Consider the following 16,136-nt stretch of genomic DNA (forward strand, 5'->3'; position numbering starts at 1 on the left):
TGTCGACGGATCCACCGCTTTCGCTGGCAAGCCAGCTCCTACAAGGTTAGTACGCCCCGTAGGAATGGCGTCAAATCACCCGCGGTGACGACCGCGGAAGTAGTTGATCAGGCCTTGGGTGGAAGCATCGTCGGCCGGGGTTTCTTCGCTGCCGACCAGGCGGTTGTAGACGCCTTTGCCCAGCTCTTTACCAAGCTCCACGCCCCACTGATCGAAGGCGTTGATGCCCCAGACCACGCTTTGCACGAAGACTTTGTGTTCGTACAGCGCCACCAGTGCGCCAAGACGACGCGGGCTGATGCGCTCGACCACCAGGGTGTTGCTCGGACGGTTGCCCGGGATCACCTTGTGTGCCGCCAGCTTCTGTACTTCGTCCTCGCTCATGCCCTTGTCACGCAGCTCGGCTTCGGCCTCGACACGGGTTTTGCCGAGCATCAGCGCCTGGCTTTGCGACAGGCAGTTGGCGTACAGCCACTGGTGGTGGTCGGACACCGGATTGAAGCTGACGATCGGCACGATAAAGTCGGCCGGAATCAGCTGGGTGCCTTGGTGCAGCAACTGGTGGTAAGCGTGCTGACCGTTGCAGCCGACGCCGCCCCAGATCACCGGGCCAGTATCCGTGGACACTGGCGTGCCGTCCTGACGCACGCTCTTGCCGTTGGATTCCATGTCCAGCTGTTGCAAGTGTTTGGTGATGTTGCGCAGGTAGTGGTCGTACGGCAGGATCGCGTGGCTTTGCGCGCCCCAGAAGTTGCCGTACCAGACACCGAGCAACGCCAGCAGTACCGGCATGTTCTGTTCGAATGGCGCGCTCTGGAAATGCTGGTCCATGGTGTAAGCACCGGACAGCAGCTCCTTGAAGTTCGACATGCCGATGGCCAGGGCAATCGGCAGACCGATAGCCGACCACAGGGAGTAACGGCCACCGACCCAATCCCACATCGGGAAGATGTTTTCTTCGCGAATACCGAACGCCACCGCTGCCGCGTTGTTGCTGGAAACGGCGATAAAGTGACGGTACAGCTCGGCTTCCGAACCACCCTGAGCCAGGTACCAGGCGCGTGCAGCCTGGGCGTTTTTCAGGGTTTCGAGGGTGTTGAAGGATTTCGACGAGACGATGAACAGCGTGGTCTCGGCGCGCAGCTTCATGGTCAGTTCATGGAATTCACTGCCGTCGATGTTCGCCAGGTAATGGCAGCGCACGCCTTTCTGGGCGTAGGACAGCAGCGCTTCGGACACCAGCTCTGGGCCGAGGAACGAGCCACCGATGCCGATGTTCACCACGTCAGTGATCGGCTTCTCGGTGTAACCGCGCCACAAACCGTCGTGGATGCGACCCACAAGATCGGTGATCTGGTTCAGCACTTTGTGCACGTCGGGCATCACGTTGACGCCGTTGACCGACAGCTTATCGCCCACCGGACGGCGCAGTGCGGTGTGCAGCGCCGGGCGCCCTTCGGAAGAGTTGACGATTTCGCCACTGAACAGCGCTTTGATCGCGCCTTTGAGGTCGACTTCGTTGGCCAGGCCCACCAGCAGGTTGCGGGTCTCGGCGTTGATCAGGTTCTTCGAGTAGTCGAGAAACAGGCCGCAACTGCTGAGGGTGAATTGAGTAAAGCGCTGCGGATCGGCATTAAAGGCTTCGCGCATGCTGAAATCCTGCATGGCTTGGCGGTGGTCATTCAGCGCTTGCCAAGCGGGCAGAGCGGTAACGTCGTGAGGAGTGCGGTAATACGCCATCGCTGCGGTTTTCCTTTTACTTGAACGGCCTTTTGAACACTAAAAAATCCCGGAGCGCTGTGGGTGGGCGTCCGGTCAACTGCGTCGACACGATTTTCTGGCGCAGGGCGAATACAGTAAACCTCGCGCTGCAATCTGTCTTGACTTTGTCTGACCTGCTCCCGGTACTTTTTTAACATTTAACCGGGAACGGTCCGACAAACGGAAGGCTGAAAGGGGGGAGCGGCTCGATCAGGCGACCTGAACCGGAATGGCATTGCTGGTGTGGCTCAGTTCGTTACCCGGCGCCATGTAAAGCATGCGTGGCTTGAAGTTGAGCAGTTCGGCTTCGCTGTAGTGGGCGTAAGCACAGATGATTACGCGGTCGCCGACCTTGGCCTTGTGCGCCGCGGCACCGTTGACCGAAATCATGCGTGAACCTTCTTCGCCACGAATCGCGTAGGTGGTGAAGCGTTCGCCGTTGTCGATGTTGTAGATCTGAATCTGTTCGTACTCGCGGATGCCGGACAGGTCCAGCCATTCGCCGTCGATGGCGCAGGAACCTTCGTAATCGAGTACAGCATGGGTGACTTCGGCGCGATGCAGCTTGGCCTTGAGCATGATGGCGTGCATGAATGTTTCCCCAGGTCGGAAATCGAACGGCGGGCAGTTTGCCCGAAGGCTTTAGAGGCAGCAATACAGTCTGGAACGACGCAGATCTAACGTGGGAGCGGGCTTGCTCGCGAAGAGGCCATCACATTCAACATCATCGTTGACTGTCAGACCGCTTTCGCGAGCAAGCCCGCTCCCACATTGGTTTTGCGGTGCTCAGGCTGGCGTGTCAAGGTTCAGATGCAGGTTGTCGATCAACCGCGTCGTGCCCAGGAACGCCGCCACCAGAATCACCAGATCCCGATCTTCCACCGTCGCGGGACGCAAGGTCAGCGCATGGCGAATTTCCAGGTAATCCACACGCAGGCCAGCGGCTTCAAGCTGTTTGATCTGCTCATGGATCAACGTTGGGTAATCGCGCTCGCCCTGTTTGATCGCGTCGCTGATCCGGGTCAGGGTGCGATAGACCTCTGGCGCGATGGCCCGTTGTTCTTCGCTGAGGAAACCATTGCGCGACGACAGCGCCAGGCCATCGGCCGCACGCACGGTAGGTTCGCCGATGATCTGGATCGGCATGTTCAGGTCATGCACCAGGGCACGAATCACCGCCAGTTGCTGGAAGTCTTTCTGGCCGAAGATCGCCAAATCCGGCTGGACCATGTTGAACAGCTTGCTGACGACAGTCGCCACCCCTTCGAAATGCCCCGGACGACTGGCGCCGCACAGGCCTTCGGAGAGTTGCGGAACGCTGACGCGGGTCTGACCGGCCATGCCGTCGGGGTACATTTCTTCGACGGTCGGTGCAAACAGCAGATGGCAACCGGCCTGAAGCAACTTTTCCTGATCGGCGGCCAGGGTTCGCGGATATTTGTCGAGGTCTTCGCCGGCGCCGAATTGCAGCGGGTTGACGAAAATGCTCGCGACCACGAAATCCACCCGTTGGATGGCTTTGGTAATCAGCGCGACATGCCCGCTGTGCAGGTTACCCATGGTTGGCACGAAGCCGATGCGCTTGCCTTCGCTACGGGCGCGAGCCACGGCGGCCCGCAGTTCGCGTACGGTTTTTACGGTGTTCATGCAGAAAATCCGTGTTCGATGTCAGGGAAAGTCGCCGCTTTGACTTCAGTGACGTAAGCGCTCAAGGCGGCTTGAATGCTGGTTTGATCAGTCATGAAGTTCTTCACGAATTTTGGTACGCGGCCGGTAATGGACAAGCCAAGCATGTCATGCAGGACCAGTACCTGACCGTCGGTGCCATTGCCGGCACCGATGCCGATCACCGGGATCTTCACCGCCTGGGAAATTTCTTCGGCCAGTTCGCTGGGCACGCATTCGAGCAGCAGCATGGCCGCGCCGGCCTCCTCCAGAGAAATCGCGTCGGCGCGCATTTGCCGTGCCTGGTTCTCGTTGCGGCCCTGGACTTTATAGCCGCCGAGGATGTTGACCGATTGCGGTGTCAGCCCCATGTGCGCGCACACCGGGATGCCACGTTCGGCCAGCAGACGGATCGAGTCCGCGAGCCACAAAGCGCCTTCAACTTTGACCATGTTGGCACCGGCCTGCATCAACAGGGCGCTGTTGGTCATGGTTTGTTCAATGGTGGCGTAGGCCATGAAGGGCAGGTCGGCGAGGATCAGGGCATCGGCGTTACCACGTTTGACGGCTGCCACGTGGTAGGCCATTTCAGCGGTGGTCACTGGCAGGGTGCTGTCGTGACCTTGCAAGACCATGCCGAGGGAGTCGCCCACCAGCAGCACTTCAACCCCTGCCTCATTGCAGGCATGGGCGAAGGTCGCGTCATAGCAGGTCAGCATGGTGATCTTTTCACCTTTCTGCTTGAGGCTCTGGAGCGTGGTCAGGGTGATGGCTGGCATGAAAAAATCCTCATTACAGGCGCTATGGAAACTACTGCGAGTAACGCGCGTGATTCGTCATTTATGCAGGCGCACCTTCTGTCGTGGTGCTTGTAAGGCCTGGATTGCGCCCTTTGGCGCCGCGTTGGCGGCAGCGGGACGCCTATAGTCGTGAGGAGAACCCGGGAAGTCAATTGCGTGTGTTACCGCATTGTTACGTGGGGGGTGTTACCGGCGTTACTGATGCGATTCAGCAGAGGTTGTGAACGCGACACAAGCCAATGTGGGAGCGGGCTTGCTCGCGAAGGCGGTGTATCAGTCACATCAATGTTGAATGTGCTACCGCTTTCGCGAGCAAGCCCGCTCCCACAGGGGATTTGTGTCAATTCAGAGAAAGGCGTTCCAGGCCGACAAACGGGCAAGCGGCGAGCAATGCTGTGAGGCTGCGGCCATCGGCCAGGCGCAAATCCGCCGGTGCCAGCTCGGCCAGCGGATAGAGGACAAAGGCCCGTTCCTGCAGGTGGTAGTGGGGGACTTTGAGACGAGGTTCGTCGATCAGTCGATCGCCGAACAGCACGATGTCCAGATCCAGCGTGCGCGGGCCCCAGCGTTCAAGGCGCTCACGGCCTTGGCCATTCTCGATGGCTTGCAGCGCATCCAGCAGGTCCAGCGGGGCGAGGTGGCTATCGAGGGCGGCGACTGCGTTGGTGTAACGCGGTTGACCGGGCAGCAGCGAGTCGCTTTGATAAAACGCTGAAACGCCGACCAGCTCGGTTTGCGGCAACTGCGCCAGCGCTTCGACAGCGCTGCGCAATTGTTGCGTGGGGTCAGCCAGATTGCTGCCCATGCCGATGTAGATGCGCTCCATGGCTTACTCGCCTGTAGCGCTCGGTGCGCCGGCAGCGCGCTTGCGCTTGGCACCACCGCTGCGGCGCCGTTTGCGCGGAGCGCCGGTACCGTCGTCCTTGCCGCTCAGATCGCGGATCATGTCCCGGCGTTCGCTGTCATTGGCGTCCTGATAGTCAGTCCACCATTCGCCCAGGCCATCGGTCTGTTCGCCTGCGTTTTCGCGCAGCAGCAGGAAGTCGTAACCGGCGCGGAATCGCGGGTTGTCCAGTAGCAGGTCGGCGCGTTTGCCGCTGCGTCGTGGCAGACGCTCCTGCATGTCCCAGATCTCGCGGATCGGCATGGTGAAGCGTTTCGGGATGGCGATGCGCTGGCACTGTTCGGCGATCAGCTCGTGAGCGGCTTCCTGCATCGCCGGAATCGGCGGCATGCCGCGTTCTTGCAGGCGCAACACGCGGGCCGGCAGGGCAGGCCAGAGCAGGGCGGCAAACAGGAACGCCGGGGTGACCGGTTTGTTCTGCTTGATCCGCAGATCTGTGTTGATCAACGCTTCACTGATCAGCGTGTGGGTGTAGGTCGGGTTGTATTCCAGCGCTGCCGCACTGGCCGGGAACAGCGGATCGAACAGCTGCAGGTCGACCAGCATTTCGAAGGTGTCCGCGGCGTGGCCGGAGAGGAACAGCTTGAGCACTTCTTCGAACAGACGAGCCGACGGGATCTCGCGCAGCATCGGCGCCAGTTCGCGGATGGGCGTGGCGCTATGTTTTTCGATGCCGAAATTCAGCTTGGCGGCAAAACGCACGGCCCGCAGCATCCGCACCGGGTCTTCCTGGTAGCGTTGCTTCGGATCGCCGATCAGGCGGATCAGGTGATTGCGGATGTCGTGTACGCCGTTGGCGTAATCGAGAATGCGCTCGCTGACCGGATCGTAATACAAGGCATTGATGGTGAAGTCGCGGCGTTGCGCGTCTTCTTCCAGGGTGCCGTAGACGTTGTCGCGCAGAATGCGCCCGCTTTCGTTACGAGACGATTGGTTGCTGTCTTCGTCCTCGTCGTTTTGCGGGTGATTGGCGCGGAAGGTCGCGACTTCAATGATTTCGCGACCAAAGTGGATATGTACCAGTTTGAAACGCCGACCGATGATCCGCGCATTGCGAAATTCGGCGCGTACCTGCTCAGGCGTGGCGCTGGTGGCGACGTCGAAATCTTTCGGCGTGATGCCGAGCAGCATGTCACGCACACAGCCGCCGACCAGGTAAGCCTGGTAACCGGCGTTCTGCAGGCGTTCGACGATATTCACCGCGTAACGGCTGAACTGTGTCTTTTGCAGCGAATGTTGGCCGCTGTTGAGCACTTCAGGCGTACTGCGAATGTGTTGCGTATGACGCTTGGGAGAACGGAATGACTGGAACAACTTCTTCAGCATGGGATGCACTGTTTGAAGGAATGTTCGGCCATAACGAAGAATGACCGCATGATGGGCGGGGATTCTAGCATTTAGTCAGGGGATGGTGTAGGAAGCTGCGCAAGCTGCTGAAGGGATGTCTGGCATGGGGCTGAACAGCAGAAACCACAAGGGGAGCCGAAGCTCCCCAAGAAGTAGTTGCGTGCTCTATTTTTATTATTGGTTTCGGGCTTCTTGTTTTTGTTGAGCGCCCTCGCCATGAAGTTTTCCTTCATGACCCTCCCAATCGGGAGCCAAGAGCAAACGGATTGCTTTGGTCGCTGTGTTGCTGTGATCGTGAGATCCAACCAGTTCAGGCACTGTCTTGGGACAGTTTTTTATTGTTCTCGGCCTGGTCGTGGGGCAAGCCCCAAATGCAACGCCTCTCCAAAAGAATCAGTTAGCTACGCCTCTCGCCGTCTTGTTTTTATTGTGCGTGAGTCGATTCGTCTTATTTTTATTGTCTTGTACATTGCTTGTTATTGTTCTTGTACCAAACCTATAGCAGGGCGCGTGCCAACTTTTGTGAAACCCAGTAAAACAAGGGGTTAGGCGGGCTAATGGTGTTTTTCGAGGCCCAAAAAAACCGGGGCTACGTTACCGTAAGCCCCGGCTTCTGTTACGCGAAAAAGCTGAGGTAACAGTTTTTTCACAAAGTCATGTGTTACCCGCACATCCGACAGGTGCGGTTCAGCTCTCGCTGGCCACCCCGGTCTTGCGCCGTGGAATACCCAGGCGCTGACGGCGTTCCCACAAGCATTTGCGACTGACCCCGAGTTTGCGGGCCAGTTCGGTTTCGGTCATGTGGTCCTGATGCTCGAGAACGAAATGCTGGAAGTAGTCTTCCAGGGACAAATCTTCGGTCGGTTCGTGGCTGGTGTTACCGGCGCCGTTGCCCTGCTGGGGCGCCAGGCCGATGAAGTCGTCATCATCCAGATCGCTCAGTTCGATGTCGATGCCCAGCAGCTCGGCGGAAATTTCCGGGCTTTCGCACAGAATCACGGCGCGCTCGACCGCGTTTTCCAGCTCGCGAACGTTACCTGGCCAGGCGTAATGCCGGATCGCCTGCTCGGCATCCAGGGCAAATTTCAGATCGGTGCGGTTGACTCGCGCGCTCTGCCGCGCGAGGAATGCAGTGGCAATTTCATTGACGTCTGCACCGCGCTCACGCAAGGCCGGCAACTTCAAGGCGATCACGTGAAGGCGGTAATACAAGTCCTCGCGGAACTGGCCAATCTTCGCCAGGCTCTTGAGGTCTCGGTGGGTCGCGGCGATCAGGCGTACATCGACCTTCTGGGACTGCACCGAACCGACTCGGCGGATTTCCCCTTCCTGCAACACACGCAGCAGGCGGGCCTGAGCTTCCAGTGGCAGTTCACCGATTTCATCGAGGAATAAAGTGCCGCCGTCCGCCGCTTCCACCAACCCGGCACGCCCGGCGCTGGCGCCAGTGAACGCACCTTTTTCGTGGCCGAACAGTTCGGACTCGATCAGGCTTTCCGGAATGGCCGCGCAGTTCACCGAAATCATCGGTGCCTTGGCACGTTTGGACAGGTTGTGCAGGGCGCGTGCTACCAATTCTTTACCGGTACCGGATTCACCCTGGATCAGGACATTGGAGTCGGTCGGCGCGACTTTGCGGATCTTGCTGTACAAGTCCTGCATCGGCGGGCAAGAGCCGATAATGCCGATCTCGCCATTGCTATTGTCGACACCGTTTTTCGCAGCGCCATTGATCGTTTTACCGACGACCGGTTCACCGCTGGTTTGCGCCGATTGCCGGTCACGCAGGATTCGCGCGACGGCCTGGAGCATTTCGTCGTGATCGAAAGGCTTGGCGATGTAATCCACCGCGCCCATCTTCATCGAGTCGACGGCCGAACGCAGGCTGGCGTAACTGGTCATGATCAGCACCGGAGTGCCCTGGCCAAGTTTGATCAACTCGGTACCCGGTGCGCCCGGAAGACGCAGATCACTGACGATCAGATCAAATGTGGGGATGCTGAAACGCTCTTGTGCTTCCTGCACGGATCCGGCTTCGCTGACCTGGTACTGGTTACGTTCCAGCAGACGGCGCAAGGCGGAGCGGATAATTGTTTCGTCTTCGACGATCAAAATGTGCGGCATTGATTCGATACTCTCGACGGTCTCAGTTCACAGCGGACGTCGCTTCGACATGACGCGGCAAAGTTACCCGGATACGGGTGCCGCGTTGGCTTTGAACATCAGCCGGGCTGTCGATGGTGATTTGTCCATAATGCTCTTCAACGATGGAATAGACCAGTGCAAGGCCCAGACCGGTGCCTTCGCCAGGATCCTTGGTGGTGAAGAAAGGTTCGAACAGTCGGTCCATGATGTTCGAGGGAATACCGCTGCCTTCGTCTTCGACGATCAAATCGACCGTGTGTTCGCCGGCTTCGCTTTTGACTCGCACCGCACTGCCCGCAGGTGAGGCGTCGCGGGCGTTTGAGAGCAGATTGATCAATACCTGGGCGAGCCGCTGCGGGTCGCCTTCGACCCAGTGATCGGGGTCACACAGGTTGTAGAACTGTACTTCGAAATTGCGCCGGTTCAAGGCCAGCAGGCCGATGGCATCCTGCGCCACTTCCGCCAGACAGACGGGCTCGTCACTGTGCTGGTAACTGCCGGCATGGGCGAAGCTCATCAGCGACTGAACGATGCGTGACACGCGTTTGGTCTGCTCAAGGATCTGTCCACTGATTTCCGTGAGTTCGGCGTCTTCTTCACGCTCTTCGCGCAAGTTTTGCGCGAGACAGGCAATGCCGGTGATCGGGTTGCCGATTTCATGGGCCACGCCGGCCGCCAGTCGACCGATGCTGGCCAGGCGCTCGGAGTGCACCAGTTTGTCTTCGAGCATCTGGGTTTCGGTCAGGTCTTCCACCAGCAGCACCAGGCCGCTGTTACCCGGCGCCAGCGGTTCATCGATCGCCGCTTTGTGCAGGTTCAGCCAGCGCGTCTGGCCATCGAGGGCCAGGTGCTGTTTGTGCAAATGCTCATCCGGCAGATTGATGAAGCCTTGCAGCAACTCCTTCCACGGATCGGCAATGGTGCTCAGGCGCGAACCGACCACACGCTGCGCGGCAATCCCGGTCAGTTCCTCCATGGCTTTGTTCCACATGAGGATTTCCTGATCCTTGGCCAGTGAGCACACGCCCATCGGCAATTCCTGCAGGGTCTGGCGGTGGTAGCGGCGTAGGGCATCGAGTTCGGCGGCAAGGCCGGTGAGGCGCGAGTGGTAATCCTCGAGGCGGCTCTCGATGAAGTGGATGTCTTCAGTGACGTAATTCTCACCGCCGGCCTTGTAGGGCAGGAAGGTTTCGACCATGTCCTGCGCCACGCTCGGCCCCATCAAGCCGGAGAGGTTGGCTTCGATACGATCGCGCAAACGGCGCAAGGCGTATGGCCGGCGTTCATCGAACGGTAGATAGAGGTCACGCAGCGCCTGTTCGACTTCTTTCTGCGCAGCCTTGGCGCCCAATGGTTTTGCAAGCTGCGTGGCGAATTCCTGAGGCGAGGCGGCATGCAGTTCGCGGCGTTGCGGGCGGCGAACGTTGTCCACTGCGCAGGCTTCGGCGGCGCTGGCCTCTTCGGGGCTGGCGTTGGTGAACAACGAGATCAGCGTGAACATCAGCACGTTGGCAGCCAGCGAGGCGATTGCTGCCATGTGCCAACTGGTGTCGTCCAGCACGTAAATCATGTTCAACAGCGGAATGTAGAAGCCTTGCAGATTGCCGACCAGCGGCAACAGCATGGTCACCAGCCACACCAGGATCCCCGCCAGGAGACCCGCGATAAAGCCGCGACGGTTGGCGGTCGGCCAGTACAGCACCGACAACACCCCCGGCAGGAACTGCAACGTGGCGACGAAGGCGACGATGCCGAGGTTCGCCAGATCCTGCTCGGCGCCCAGCATCAGGTAGAAACCGTAACCGGCCATGATGATCGCGACGATCAGCGCCCGGCGGGTCCACTTCAGCCAACGGTAGATATTGCCTTCGGCCGGCGGCTGATAGAGCGGCAACACCAGATGGTTCAGCGCCATCCCGGACAGCGCCAGCGTGGTGACGATGATCAGGCCGCTGGCCGCCGACAATCCGCCGACATAGGCCAATAGCGCCAGGGCTTTGCTGTTGGCGGCGATGCCGATGCCCAGGGTGAAGTATTCCGGATTGGTCGTGGCGCCGAGTTTCAGCCCGGCCCAGAGAATCAGCGGCACCGCGAGGCTCATCAACAGCAGAAACAGCGGTAAACCCCAGCTAGCACTGACCAGCGAGCGCGGGTTGAGGTTTTCGGTAAAAGTCATGTGGTACATGTGCGGCATCACGATCGCTGAGGCGAAGAACACCAGCAGCAGCGTGCGCCACGGGCCTTCCTGCAATGGCGTATGCAGGGCGGCGAGGGCGGTCTGGTTTTGCAGCAGCCATAGTTCCAACTGCTGCGGGCCATCAAACACGCCGTACAGCGCATACAGACCAACACCGCCAAGCGCGATCAACTTGATCACCGACTCGAAGGCAATCGCGAACACCAGCCCTTCATGTTTCTCGCGGGTAGCGATGTGGCGCGAGCCGAAGAAAATAGTGAACAGCGTAATCAGCGCGCAGAAGCTCAGGGCCACGCGATGCTGGACCGGTTCGCGGGTGAGAATGCTGATGGAGTCAGCCACTGCCTGAATCTGCAACGCCAGCAACGGCAACACGCCGATCAGCATGAAAATTGTTGTCAGTGCGCCGGCCCAGGTGCTGCGGAAACGAAACGCGAACAGGTCGGCCAGAGACGAGAGTTGATAAGTGCGGGTGATTTTCAGGATCGGATACAAGAGCACCGGCGCCAGCAGAAACGCTCCGGAAACCCCGAGGTAGCTGGACAGAAAACCGTAGCCGTACTGATAAGCCAGGCCCACCGTGCCGTAAAACGCCCAGGCACTGGCGTAAACACCCAGCGACAGGGTGTACGTCAGCGGGTGGCGAATGATCGCCCGGGGGATCATGCCCCGTTCGCTGATCCAGGCCACGCCGAACAGCACCGCCAGGTACGTGGCGCTGATCAGGATCATCTGGGTCAGGCTAAAGCTCATCGGCATCTTTTTGGCTCTGCAGAATGAAGGTCACGACAATCAGAATCAGCCAGAGCAAATAAGGGCGATACCAGGCGCCCGTGGCGTCGATCCACCAATCCATGATGGCCGGGGAGAACAGATAAATCCCCACTACCAGGAGCAGGACCAAGCGATAGATGTACATCCCGGCCTCTCTTTTTTATGCGCGTGCCCGAAAACGTGCGGCGATGGTAACGGATGGGCGCGCCACTGCAAGTGGCATCACTGCAGTTGCGCTTCGGGCAACGTCAGTGTGCGCGGGATCAGCGATGCATCCCAGTGGGCAATCCCCCAGTTCAGCACTTCCCGTGGCGTGGCGTCATTCAGTTCGGTCACAGGCTTGTGCCCCAGTGCCCGCAATGCGCGCAGCAACAGCGGCGTGGCCTGATCTTCGGTCAGCGGTGGCGAGCGATAGGATTTGCCGAGTTTGTGGCCGTCCGGCTGAGTAATCAGCGGGATGTGCAGATAGCGTGGTTGCGGCAGGCCCAGCAGTTCTTGCAGATAGAGCTGGCGCGGCGTGGAATCCAGCAGATCAGCGCCGCGCACGATATCGGTGATGCCTTGCCAGGCGTCGTCCAGCACCACCGCCAATTGATAGGCGTAGAGCCCGTCGCGGCGGCGAATCACGAAATCACCGACTTCCCGGCCCAGATGTTGGCGGAATTCGCCCTGCACCCGGTCGATGAAGTGGTATTCCAGCTCCGGTACGCGCAGGCGGATCGCGGCGTTCTCGGTGCCGTGGCCCGCGTTGCGGCAGAACCCGGGATAGATGCCGTGATACGGCTCCAATTGCTTGCGCGAGCAGGTGCAAGCGTAGGCCAGGCCATGATCGAACAGGCGATTGATGACTTCGTCATAGGCCGCATGCCGCTCGCTCTGTCGGACCATGTCGCCATCCCATTCGAAACCATAACTTTCCAGGGCTTTGAGAATCGCTGCCTGAGCGCCGGGCTCTTCCCGTGGCGGATCGAGATCTTCCATGCGCACCAGCCAACGGCCGCCGACCGAGCGGGCGTCGAGGTAGGAAGCCAGTGCTGCGACCAGCGAACCGAAGTGCAAGTGGCCACTGGGCGTAGGGGCGAAGCGTCCGATGTAGGCGGGGGAGGCGATGGCGGTCATAAGGGCGATATCAGGGTGTTCAATCGTTTGAGCATGGCTTGAAGCCGCCTTCGCGAGCAAGCTCAGCTCCTACAGGGGGGTGCGCTGCCTTTGTAGGAGCGAAGCTTGCTCCGGGCGGCGATCCGACGAAGGCGATCTTAAATACGCAACAAATCAGCAAATGTCAGAAACAAAAAACGGAGCGTTCGCACGCTCCGTTCCTCGTTCAAGCCGCCAAAATCACTTGCCGACTTGCTTTTCCTTGATTTCCGCCAGGGTCTTGCAGTCAACGCACATGTCGGCGGTAGGACGGGCTTCCAGTCGCTTGACGCCGATTTCGACGCCACAGGACTCGCACCAGCCGTATTCTTCGTCTTCGATCAATTGCAGGGTTTTGTCGATTTTCTTGATCAGCTTGCGCTCGCGGTCGCGGGCGCGCAATTCGAGGCTGAATTCTTCTTCCTGACTGGCACGGTCTGCCGGGTCGGGGAAGTTGGCCGCTTCGTCTTTCATGTGATCAACAGTACGGTCGACTTCCTGCATCAAGTCCTGTTTCCACTTGTTCAGGATCTTGGTGAAGTGAGCGCGCATGGGCTTGCCCATGTACTCTTCGCCCTTCACTTCTTTGTAGGGTTCGAAGCCGCTGATCGACTGGTTCTGCTGTTGCTTTGCTTGGGTGGGCATGAAATGGACCGCCTCTACTCTTGTAATCCATTGCGCAGGATTGCTCCATCACCGACACCTGCCGGCCCTGCGGCTGCAAGCGGGCGAACTTACCAGATCAAATCGGACCGCGCTACTCCCGGATGTCGAGCCCGCGGCCCATGGCGCTTGCAAAAGATTGCAAAGCCTTGCCTGGCGGCTCTGGAGACCTGATCAATTATTGATTTTAGTCAAACCTGGAGCATACGCTTGAATCGTTTGAGACCAGCGTTATAGGGGCTCTGACCGCTTTAGGTTCTCGCTCGTTCCTGCGCTTGGGTAGAATCGATTCTTTTCCCCGTTGTAAGGAAGGCTAATGGCTCTGTCCTACAGTGCGCGCAGTCGCGCTATCGAACCGTTTCACGTCATGGCCCTGCTGGCGCGGGCCAACGAGCTGCAAGCGGCCGGCCACGACGTGATTCACCTGGAAATCGGCGAGCCGGACTTCACCACCGCCGAGCCGATCATCCAGGCCGGCCAAGCCGCGCTGACGGCGGGGAAGACCCGTTACACCGCCGCTCGCGGCATTCCCGAGCTGCGAGAAGCGATTTCAGGGTTTTATCAGCAGCGTTACGGGCTGAATATTGATCCGCAACGCATCCTTATCACGCCGGGCGGTTCAGGTGCATTGTTGTTGGCCAGTGCCTTGCTGGTAGACCCAGGCAAACACTGGCTGCTGGCAGACCCGGGTTACCCGTGCAACCGGCACTTCCTGCGGCTGGTGGAAGGCGCGGCGCAGCTTGTTCCTGTAGGTCCGGATGTGCGTTATCAACTGACCCCGGACCTGGTCGCGCGTCACTGGGATCACGACAGCGTCGGCGCCCTGGTGGCATCGCCGGCCAACCCGACCGGGACCATCCTGACCCTCGACGAATTGGCCGGGCTCTCTGCCGCGATCAAGGCCCGTCACGGCCATTTGGTGGTCGACGAGATCTATCATGGCCTGACTTACGGCACGGAAGCGGCCAGCGTGCTGCAAGTCGATGACAGTGCCTTCGTCCTCAATAGTTTTTCCAAGTATTTCGGCATGACCGGCTGGCGCCTTGGTTGGCTGGTAGCGCCAGAAGCGGCGGTCGGTGAGCTGGAGAAACTCGCCCAGAACCTCTACATCAGCGCACCGAGCATGGCCCAGCACGCCGCTTTGGCTTGCTTCGAACCCGCCACCATCCAAATTTTCGAGGAGCGCCGCGCCGAGTTCGGCCGACGTCGTGACTTCCTGCTGCCAGCCCTGCGGGAATTGGGCTTCGGTATCGCCGTGGAACCGGAAGGCGCGTTCTATTTGTACGCCGATATCAGCAAGTTTGGCGGTGATGCCTTCGCGTTTTGCCGACATTTCCTCGAAACCGAGCACGTTGCGTTCACGCCGGGCCTGGACTTTGGACGTTATCAGGCCGGGCATCATGTGCGCTTTGCCTACACCCAAAGTCTTCCACGTTTGCAGGAAGCGGTTGAGCGCATCGGCCGTGGTTTGCGGAGCTGGCAAGGCTGATGCGTTTTCATCCTCCCCTCGAAGAAGGTCGCTTGATTCGTCGCTACAAACGTTTTCTCGCTGATATCGAAACCGTTGGTGGCGAGTTACTGACCATTCACTGTCCTAACACCGGTTCGATGCTTAATTGCCAGGTCGAAGGCGGCCAAGTCTGGTTCAGCCGTTCCAATGACCCCAAACGCAAGTTGCCCGGCACTTGGGAAGTCGGTGAAACCCCTCAGGGGCGGCTGTTCTGTGTAAACACCGGGCGCGCCAACGGTTTGATCGAGGAGGCGTTGCGGGCCAATGTCATCACTGAGTTGAACGGCTTTACCGAACTGAGGCGCGAAGTGGCCTACGGTCAGGAAAGCAGCCGCATCGATTTCCGTCTCGATTACCCGAGCGGGCCAGCGTATGTGGAAGTGAAAAGCGTCACTCTGGGCTTCGATGGCTCGTTGGTGGCGGCATTTCCCGATGCGGTGACCCAGCGCGGGGCCAAGCATTTGCGCGAGTTGGCGCATTTGGCTCGGGACGGCATTCGTGCAGTGCAGTTGTATTGCGTGAACCTGACCGGCATCGACTCCGTGCGTCCTGCTGAAGAAATCGATTCGGCCTACGCGGCGGCGTTACGCGAAGCGGTGGCGTGTGGGGTCGAAGTACTGGCCTATGGCGTGCACTTGACCCACGAAGAGATGGTGGTCGATCGGCGGCTGGAGGTGCTGTTAAACGGTTAGAGAGAGATCCAGATCCCTTGCTCATCTTCGCGGCAGGGGATAGTGGTCAGGGATTGCCCGGCGCATGGGCCTGCGACGCATTCGCCGTCTTCGATCAGAAACAGTGCGCCGTGGGTGGCGCATTGGATCAAGCTGTTGCTGGGGTCGAGAAACTGGTCGGGTTTCCATTCCAGTGCGACACCCCGATGCGGGCAGCGATTTTCATACACATACACCCGGCCTTCCCGGCGCACGGCCAGAAGCTTCTGACCATCGACGTCGAAACCGCGACTGCTGGCGTCAGCCAATTCGGCGCCTGTGCAAAGAAGCTTCATGTCTATTCTCAACTCCCGCAGCTCGTGACCAGATAGGCCCGCGCTTGACGTTCAAATGCAAGCAATTATCAAATACCCGTTTGCCCCCCTGGGCAATCGCCGGATGCCGAGGATACTTGGCCTGCCCTCTCGATGCCCGGGAAAACCTTAAAGGAAGCTGTTTATGCGCCTGAGTACCCGCGTTGCTGTGTTCTGTGGGTTCTATCCTGGTACGACCGGCCAATGAT

At 59.3% G+C, this 16,136-nt stretch carries 14 protein-coding genes; 2 read left to right on the forward strand and 12 right to left on the reverse strand.

Annotated features, from left to right (window positions below):
- Positions 1-75: 75 nt before the first annotated feature.
- The 11 genes from pgi to dksA form a co-directional block, all read right to left on the reverse strand.
- Positions 76-1,740, reverse strand: coding sequence for a glucose-6-phosphate isomerase (gene pgi / locus MEB48_RS26425; protein WP_237886728.1), 1,665 nt, complete (start codon positions 1,738-1,740; stop codon positions 76-78).
- 231 nt (positions 1,741-1,971) lie between these two features.
- Positions 1,972-2,352, reverse strand: a complete 381-nt coding sequence (gene panD, locus MEB48_RS26430; RefSeq protein ID WP_008153310.1) for an aspartate 1-decarboxylase — start codon at positions 2,350-2,352, stop codon at positions 1,972-1,974.
- Positions 2,353-2,547: 195 nt separating this feature from the next.
- A complete protein-coding gene (gene panC, locus MEB48_RS26435) occupies positions 2,548-3,408 on the reverse strand; it encodes a pantoate--beta-alanine ligase (RefSeq protein WP_237886729.1) in 861 nt (286 codons plus the stop codon).
- A complete protein-coding gene (gene panB, locus MEB48_RS26440; protein ID WP_237886730.1) occupies positions 3,405-4,205 on the reverse strand; it encodes a 3-methyl-2-oxobutanoate hydroxymethyltransferase in 801 nt (266 codons plus the stop codon). The genes panC and panB overlap by 4 nt, the downstream gene beginning before the upstream one ends.
- Positions 4,206-4,566: 361 nt before the next feature.
- Positions 4,567-5,052 carry a 2-amino-4-hydroxy-6-hydroxymethyldihydropteridine diphosphokinase gene (folK, locus tag MEB48_RS26445; protein ID WP_237886731.1) on the reverse strand — a complete coding sequence of 162 codons (486 nt, stop codon included), beginning with the start codon at positions 5,050-5,052 and terminating at the stop codon, positions 4,567-4,569.
- Positions 5,053-5,055: 3 nt separating this feature from the next.
- Positions 5,056-6,456, reverse strand: a complete 1,401-nt coding sequence (locus tag MEB48_RS26450; RefSeq protein WP_237886732.1) for a polynucleotide adenylyltransferase PcnB — start codon at positions 6,454-6,456, stop codon at positions 5,056-5,058.
- Positions 6,457-7,164: 708 nt separating this feature from the next.
- Entirely contained in the window at positions 7,165-8,601 is a 1,437-nt protein-coding gene (locus tag MEB48_RS26455) for a sigma-54-dependent transcriptional regulator (RefSeq protein ID WP_237886733.1), read from the reverse strand.
- Between the two features lie 22 nt (positions 8,602-8,623).
- The gene (locus MEB48_RS26460) at positions 8,624-11,578 is read right to left on the reverse strand and encodes a sensor histidine kinase (RefSeq protein ID WP_237886734.1); all 2,955 of its coding nucleotides are present in this window, start codon (positions 11,576-11,578) and stop codon (positions 8,624-8,626) included.
- Entirely contained in the window at positions 11,562-11,738 is a 177-nt protein-coding gene (locus MEB48_RS26465; RefSeq protein ID WP_003176118.1) for a hypothetical protein, read from the reverse strand. The genes MEB48_RS26460 and MEB48_RS26465 overlap by 17 nt, the downstream gene beginning before the upstream one ends.
- 77 nt (positions 11,739-11,815) lie before the next feature.
- Positions 11,816-12,712 (reverse strand): tRNA glutamyl-Q(34) synthetase GluQRS, encoded by an 897-nt coding sequence (gene gluQRS / locus MEB48_RS26470; protein ID WP_237886735.1) that lies wholly within the window; start codon positions 12,710-12,712, stop codon positions 11,816-11,818.
- Between the two features lie 219 nt (positions 12,713-12,931).
- Positions 12,932-13,375 (reverse strand): RNA polymerase-binding protein DksA, encoded by a 444-nt coding sequence (gene dksA / locus MEB48_RS26475; protein ID WP_030130357.1) that lies wholly within the window; start codon positions 13,373-13,375, stop codon positions 12,932-12,934.
- Positions 13,376-13,709: 334 nt separating this feature from the next.
- Here dksA and MEB48_RS26480 point away from each other — a divergent pair, with 334 nt between their 5' ends.
- Both MEB48_RS26480 and sfsA read left to right on the forward strand, forming a co-directional pair.
- The gene (locus MEB48_RS26480; protein ID WP_237886736.1) at positions 13,710-14,882 is read left to right on the forward strand and encodes a pyridoxal phosphate-dependent aminotransferase; all 1,173 of its coding nucleotides are present in this window, start codon (positions 13,710-13,712) and stop codon (positions 14,880-14,882) included.
- On the forward strand, positions 14,882-15,595 hold the full coding sequence (gene sfsA, locus MEB48_RS26485; protein ID WP_237886737.1) for a DNA/RNA nuclease SfsA: 714 nt from the start codon (positions 14,882-14,884) through the stop codon (positions 15,593-15,595). The genes MEB48_RS26480 and sfsA overlap by 1 nt, the downstream gene beginning before the upstream one ends.
- Here sfsA and MEB48_RS26490 read toward each other — a convergent pair.
- Positions 15,592-15,909 carry a Rieske (2Fe-2S) protein gene (locus MEB48_RS26490; RefSeq protein ID WP_237886738.1) on the reverse strand — a complete coding sequence of 106 codons (318 nt, stop codon included), beginning with the start codon at positions 15,907-15,909 and terminating at the stop codon, positions 15,592-15,594. The genes sfsA and MEB48_RS26490 overlap by 4 nt on opposite strands.
- Positions 15,910-16,136 lie beyond the last annotated feature (227 nt).

Source organism: Pseudomonas sp. PGPR40, assembly GCF_022014505.1.
In the GTDB taxonomy this organism is placed as follows: Bacteria; Pseudomonadota; Gammaproteobacteria; order Pseudomonadales; family Pseudomonadaceae; genus Aquipseudomonas.

What these genes read in the sequence shown, in the direction of transcription:
- MEB48_RS26460 (WP_237886734.1), bottom strand. Translation starts at nt 11,578, where the DNA reads ATGCCGATGAGCTTTAGCCTGACCCAGATGATCCTGATCAGCGCCACG.
- MEB48_RS26480 (WP_237886736.1), top strand. Translation starts at nt 13,710, where the DNA reads ATGGCTCTGTCCTACAGTGCGCGCAGTCGCGCTATCGAACCGTTTCAC.
- panB (WP_237886730.1), bottom strand. Translation starts at nt 4,205, where the DNA reads ATGCCAGCCATCACCCTGACCACGCTCCAGAGCCTCAAGCAGAAAGGT.
- folK (WP_237886731.1), bottom strand. Translation starts at nt 5,052, where the DNA reads ATGGAGCGCATCTACATCGGCATGGGCAGCAATCTGGCTGACCCCACG.
- dksA (WP_030130357.1), bottom strand. Translation starts at nt 13,375, where the DNA reads ATGCCCACCCAAGCAAAGCAACAGCAGAACCAGTCGATCAGCGGCTTC.
- panC (WP_237886729.1), bottom strand. Translation starts at nt 3,408, where the DNA reads ATGAACACCGTAAAAACCGTACGCGAACTGCGGGCCGCCGTGGCTCGC.
- pgi (WP_237886728.1), bottom strand. Translation starts at nt 1,740, where the DNA reads ATGGCGTATTACCGCACTCCTCACGACGTTACCGCTCTGCCCGCTTGG.
- MEB48_RS26490 (WP_237886738.1), bottom strand. Translation starts at nt 15,909, where the DNA reads ATGAAGCTTCTTTGCACAGGCGCCGAATTGGCTGACGCCAGCAGTCGC.
- sfsA (WP_237886737.1), top strand. Translation starts at nt 14,882, where the DNA reads ATGCGTTTTCATCCTCCCCTCGAAGAAGGTCGCTTGATTCGTCGCTAC.
- panD (WP_008153310.1), bottom strand. Translation starts at nt 2,352, where the DNA reads ATGCACGCCATCATGCTCAAGGCCAAGCTGCATCGCGCCGAAGTCACC.
- MEB48_RS26455 (WP_237886733.1), bottom strand. Translation starts at nt 8,601, where the DNA reads ATGCCGCACATTTTGATCGTCGAAGACGAAACAATTATCCGCTCCGCC.
- MEB48_RS26465 (WP_003176118.1), bottom strand. Translation starts at nt 11,738, where the DNA reads ATGTACATCTATCGCTTGGTCCTGCTCCTGGTAGTGGGGATTTATCTG.
- MEB48_RS26450 (WP_237886732.1), bottom strand. Translation starts at nt 6,456, where the DNA reads ATGCTGAAGAAGTTGTTCCAGTCATTCCGTTCTCCCAAGCGTCATACG.
- gluQRS (WP_237886735.1), bottom strand. Translation starts at nt 12,712, where the DNA reads ATGACCGCCATCGCCTCCCCCGCCTACATCGGACGCTTCGCCCCTACG.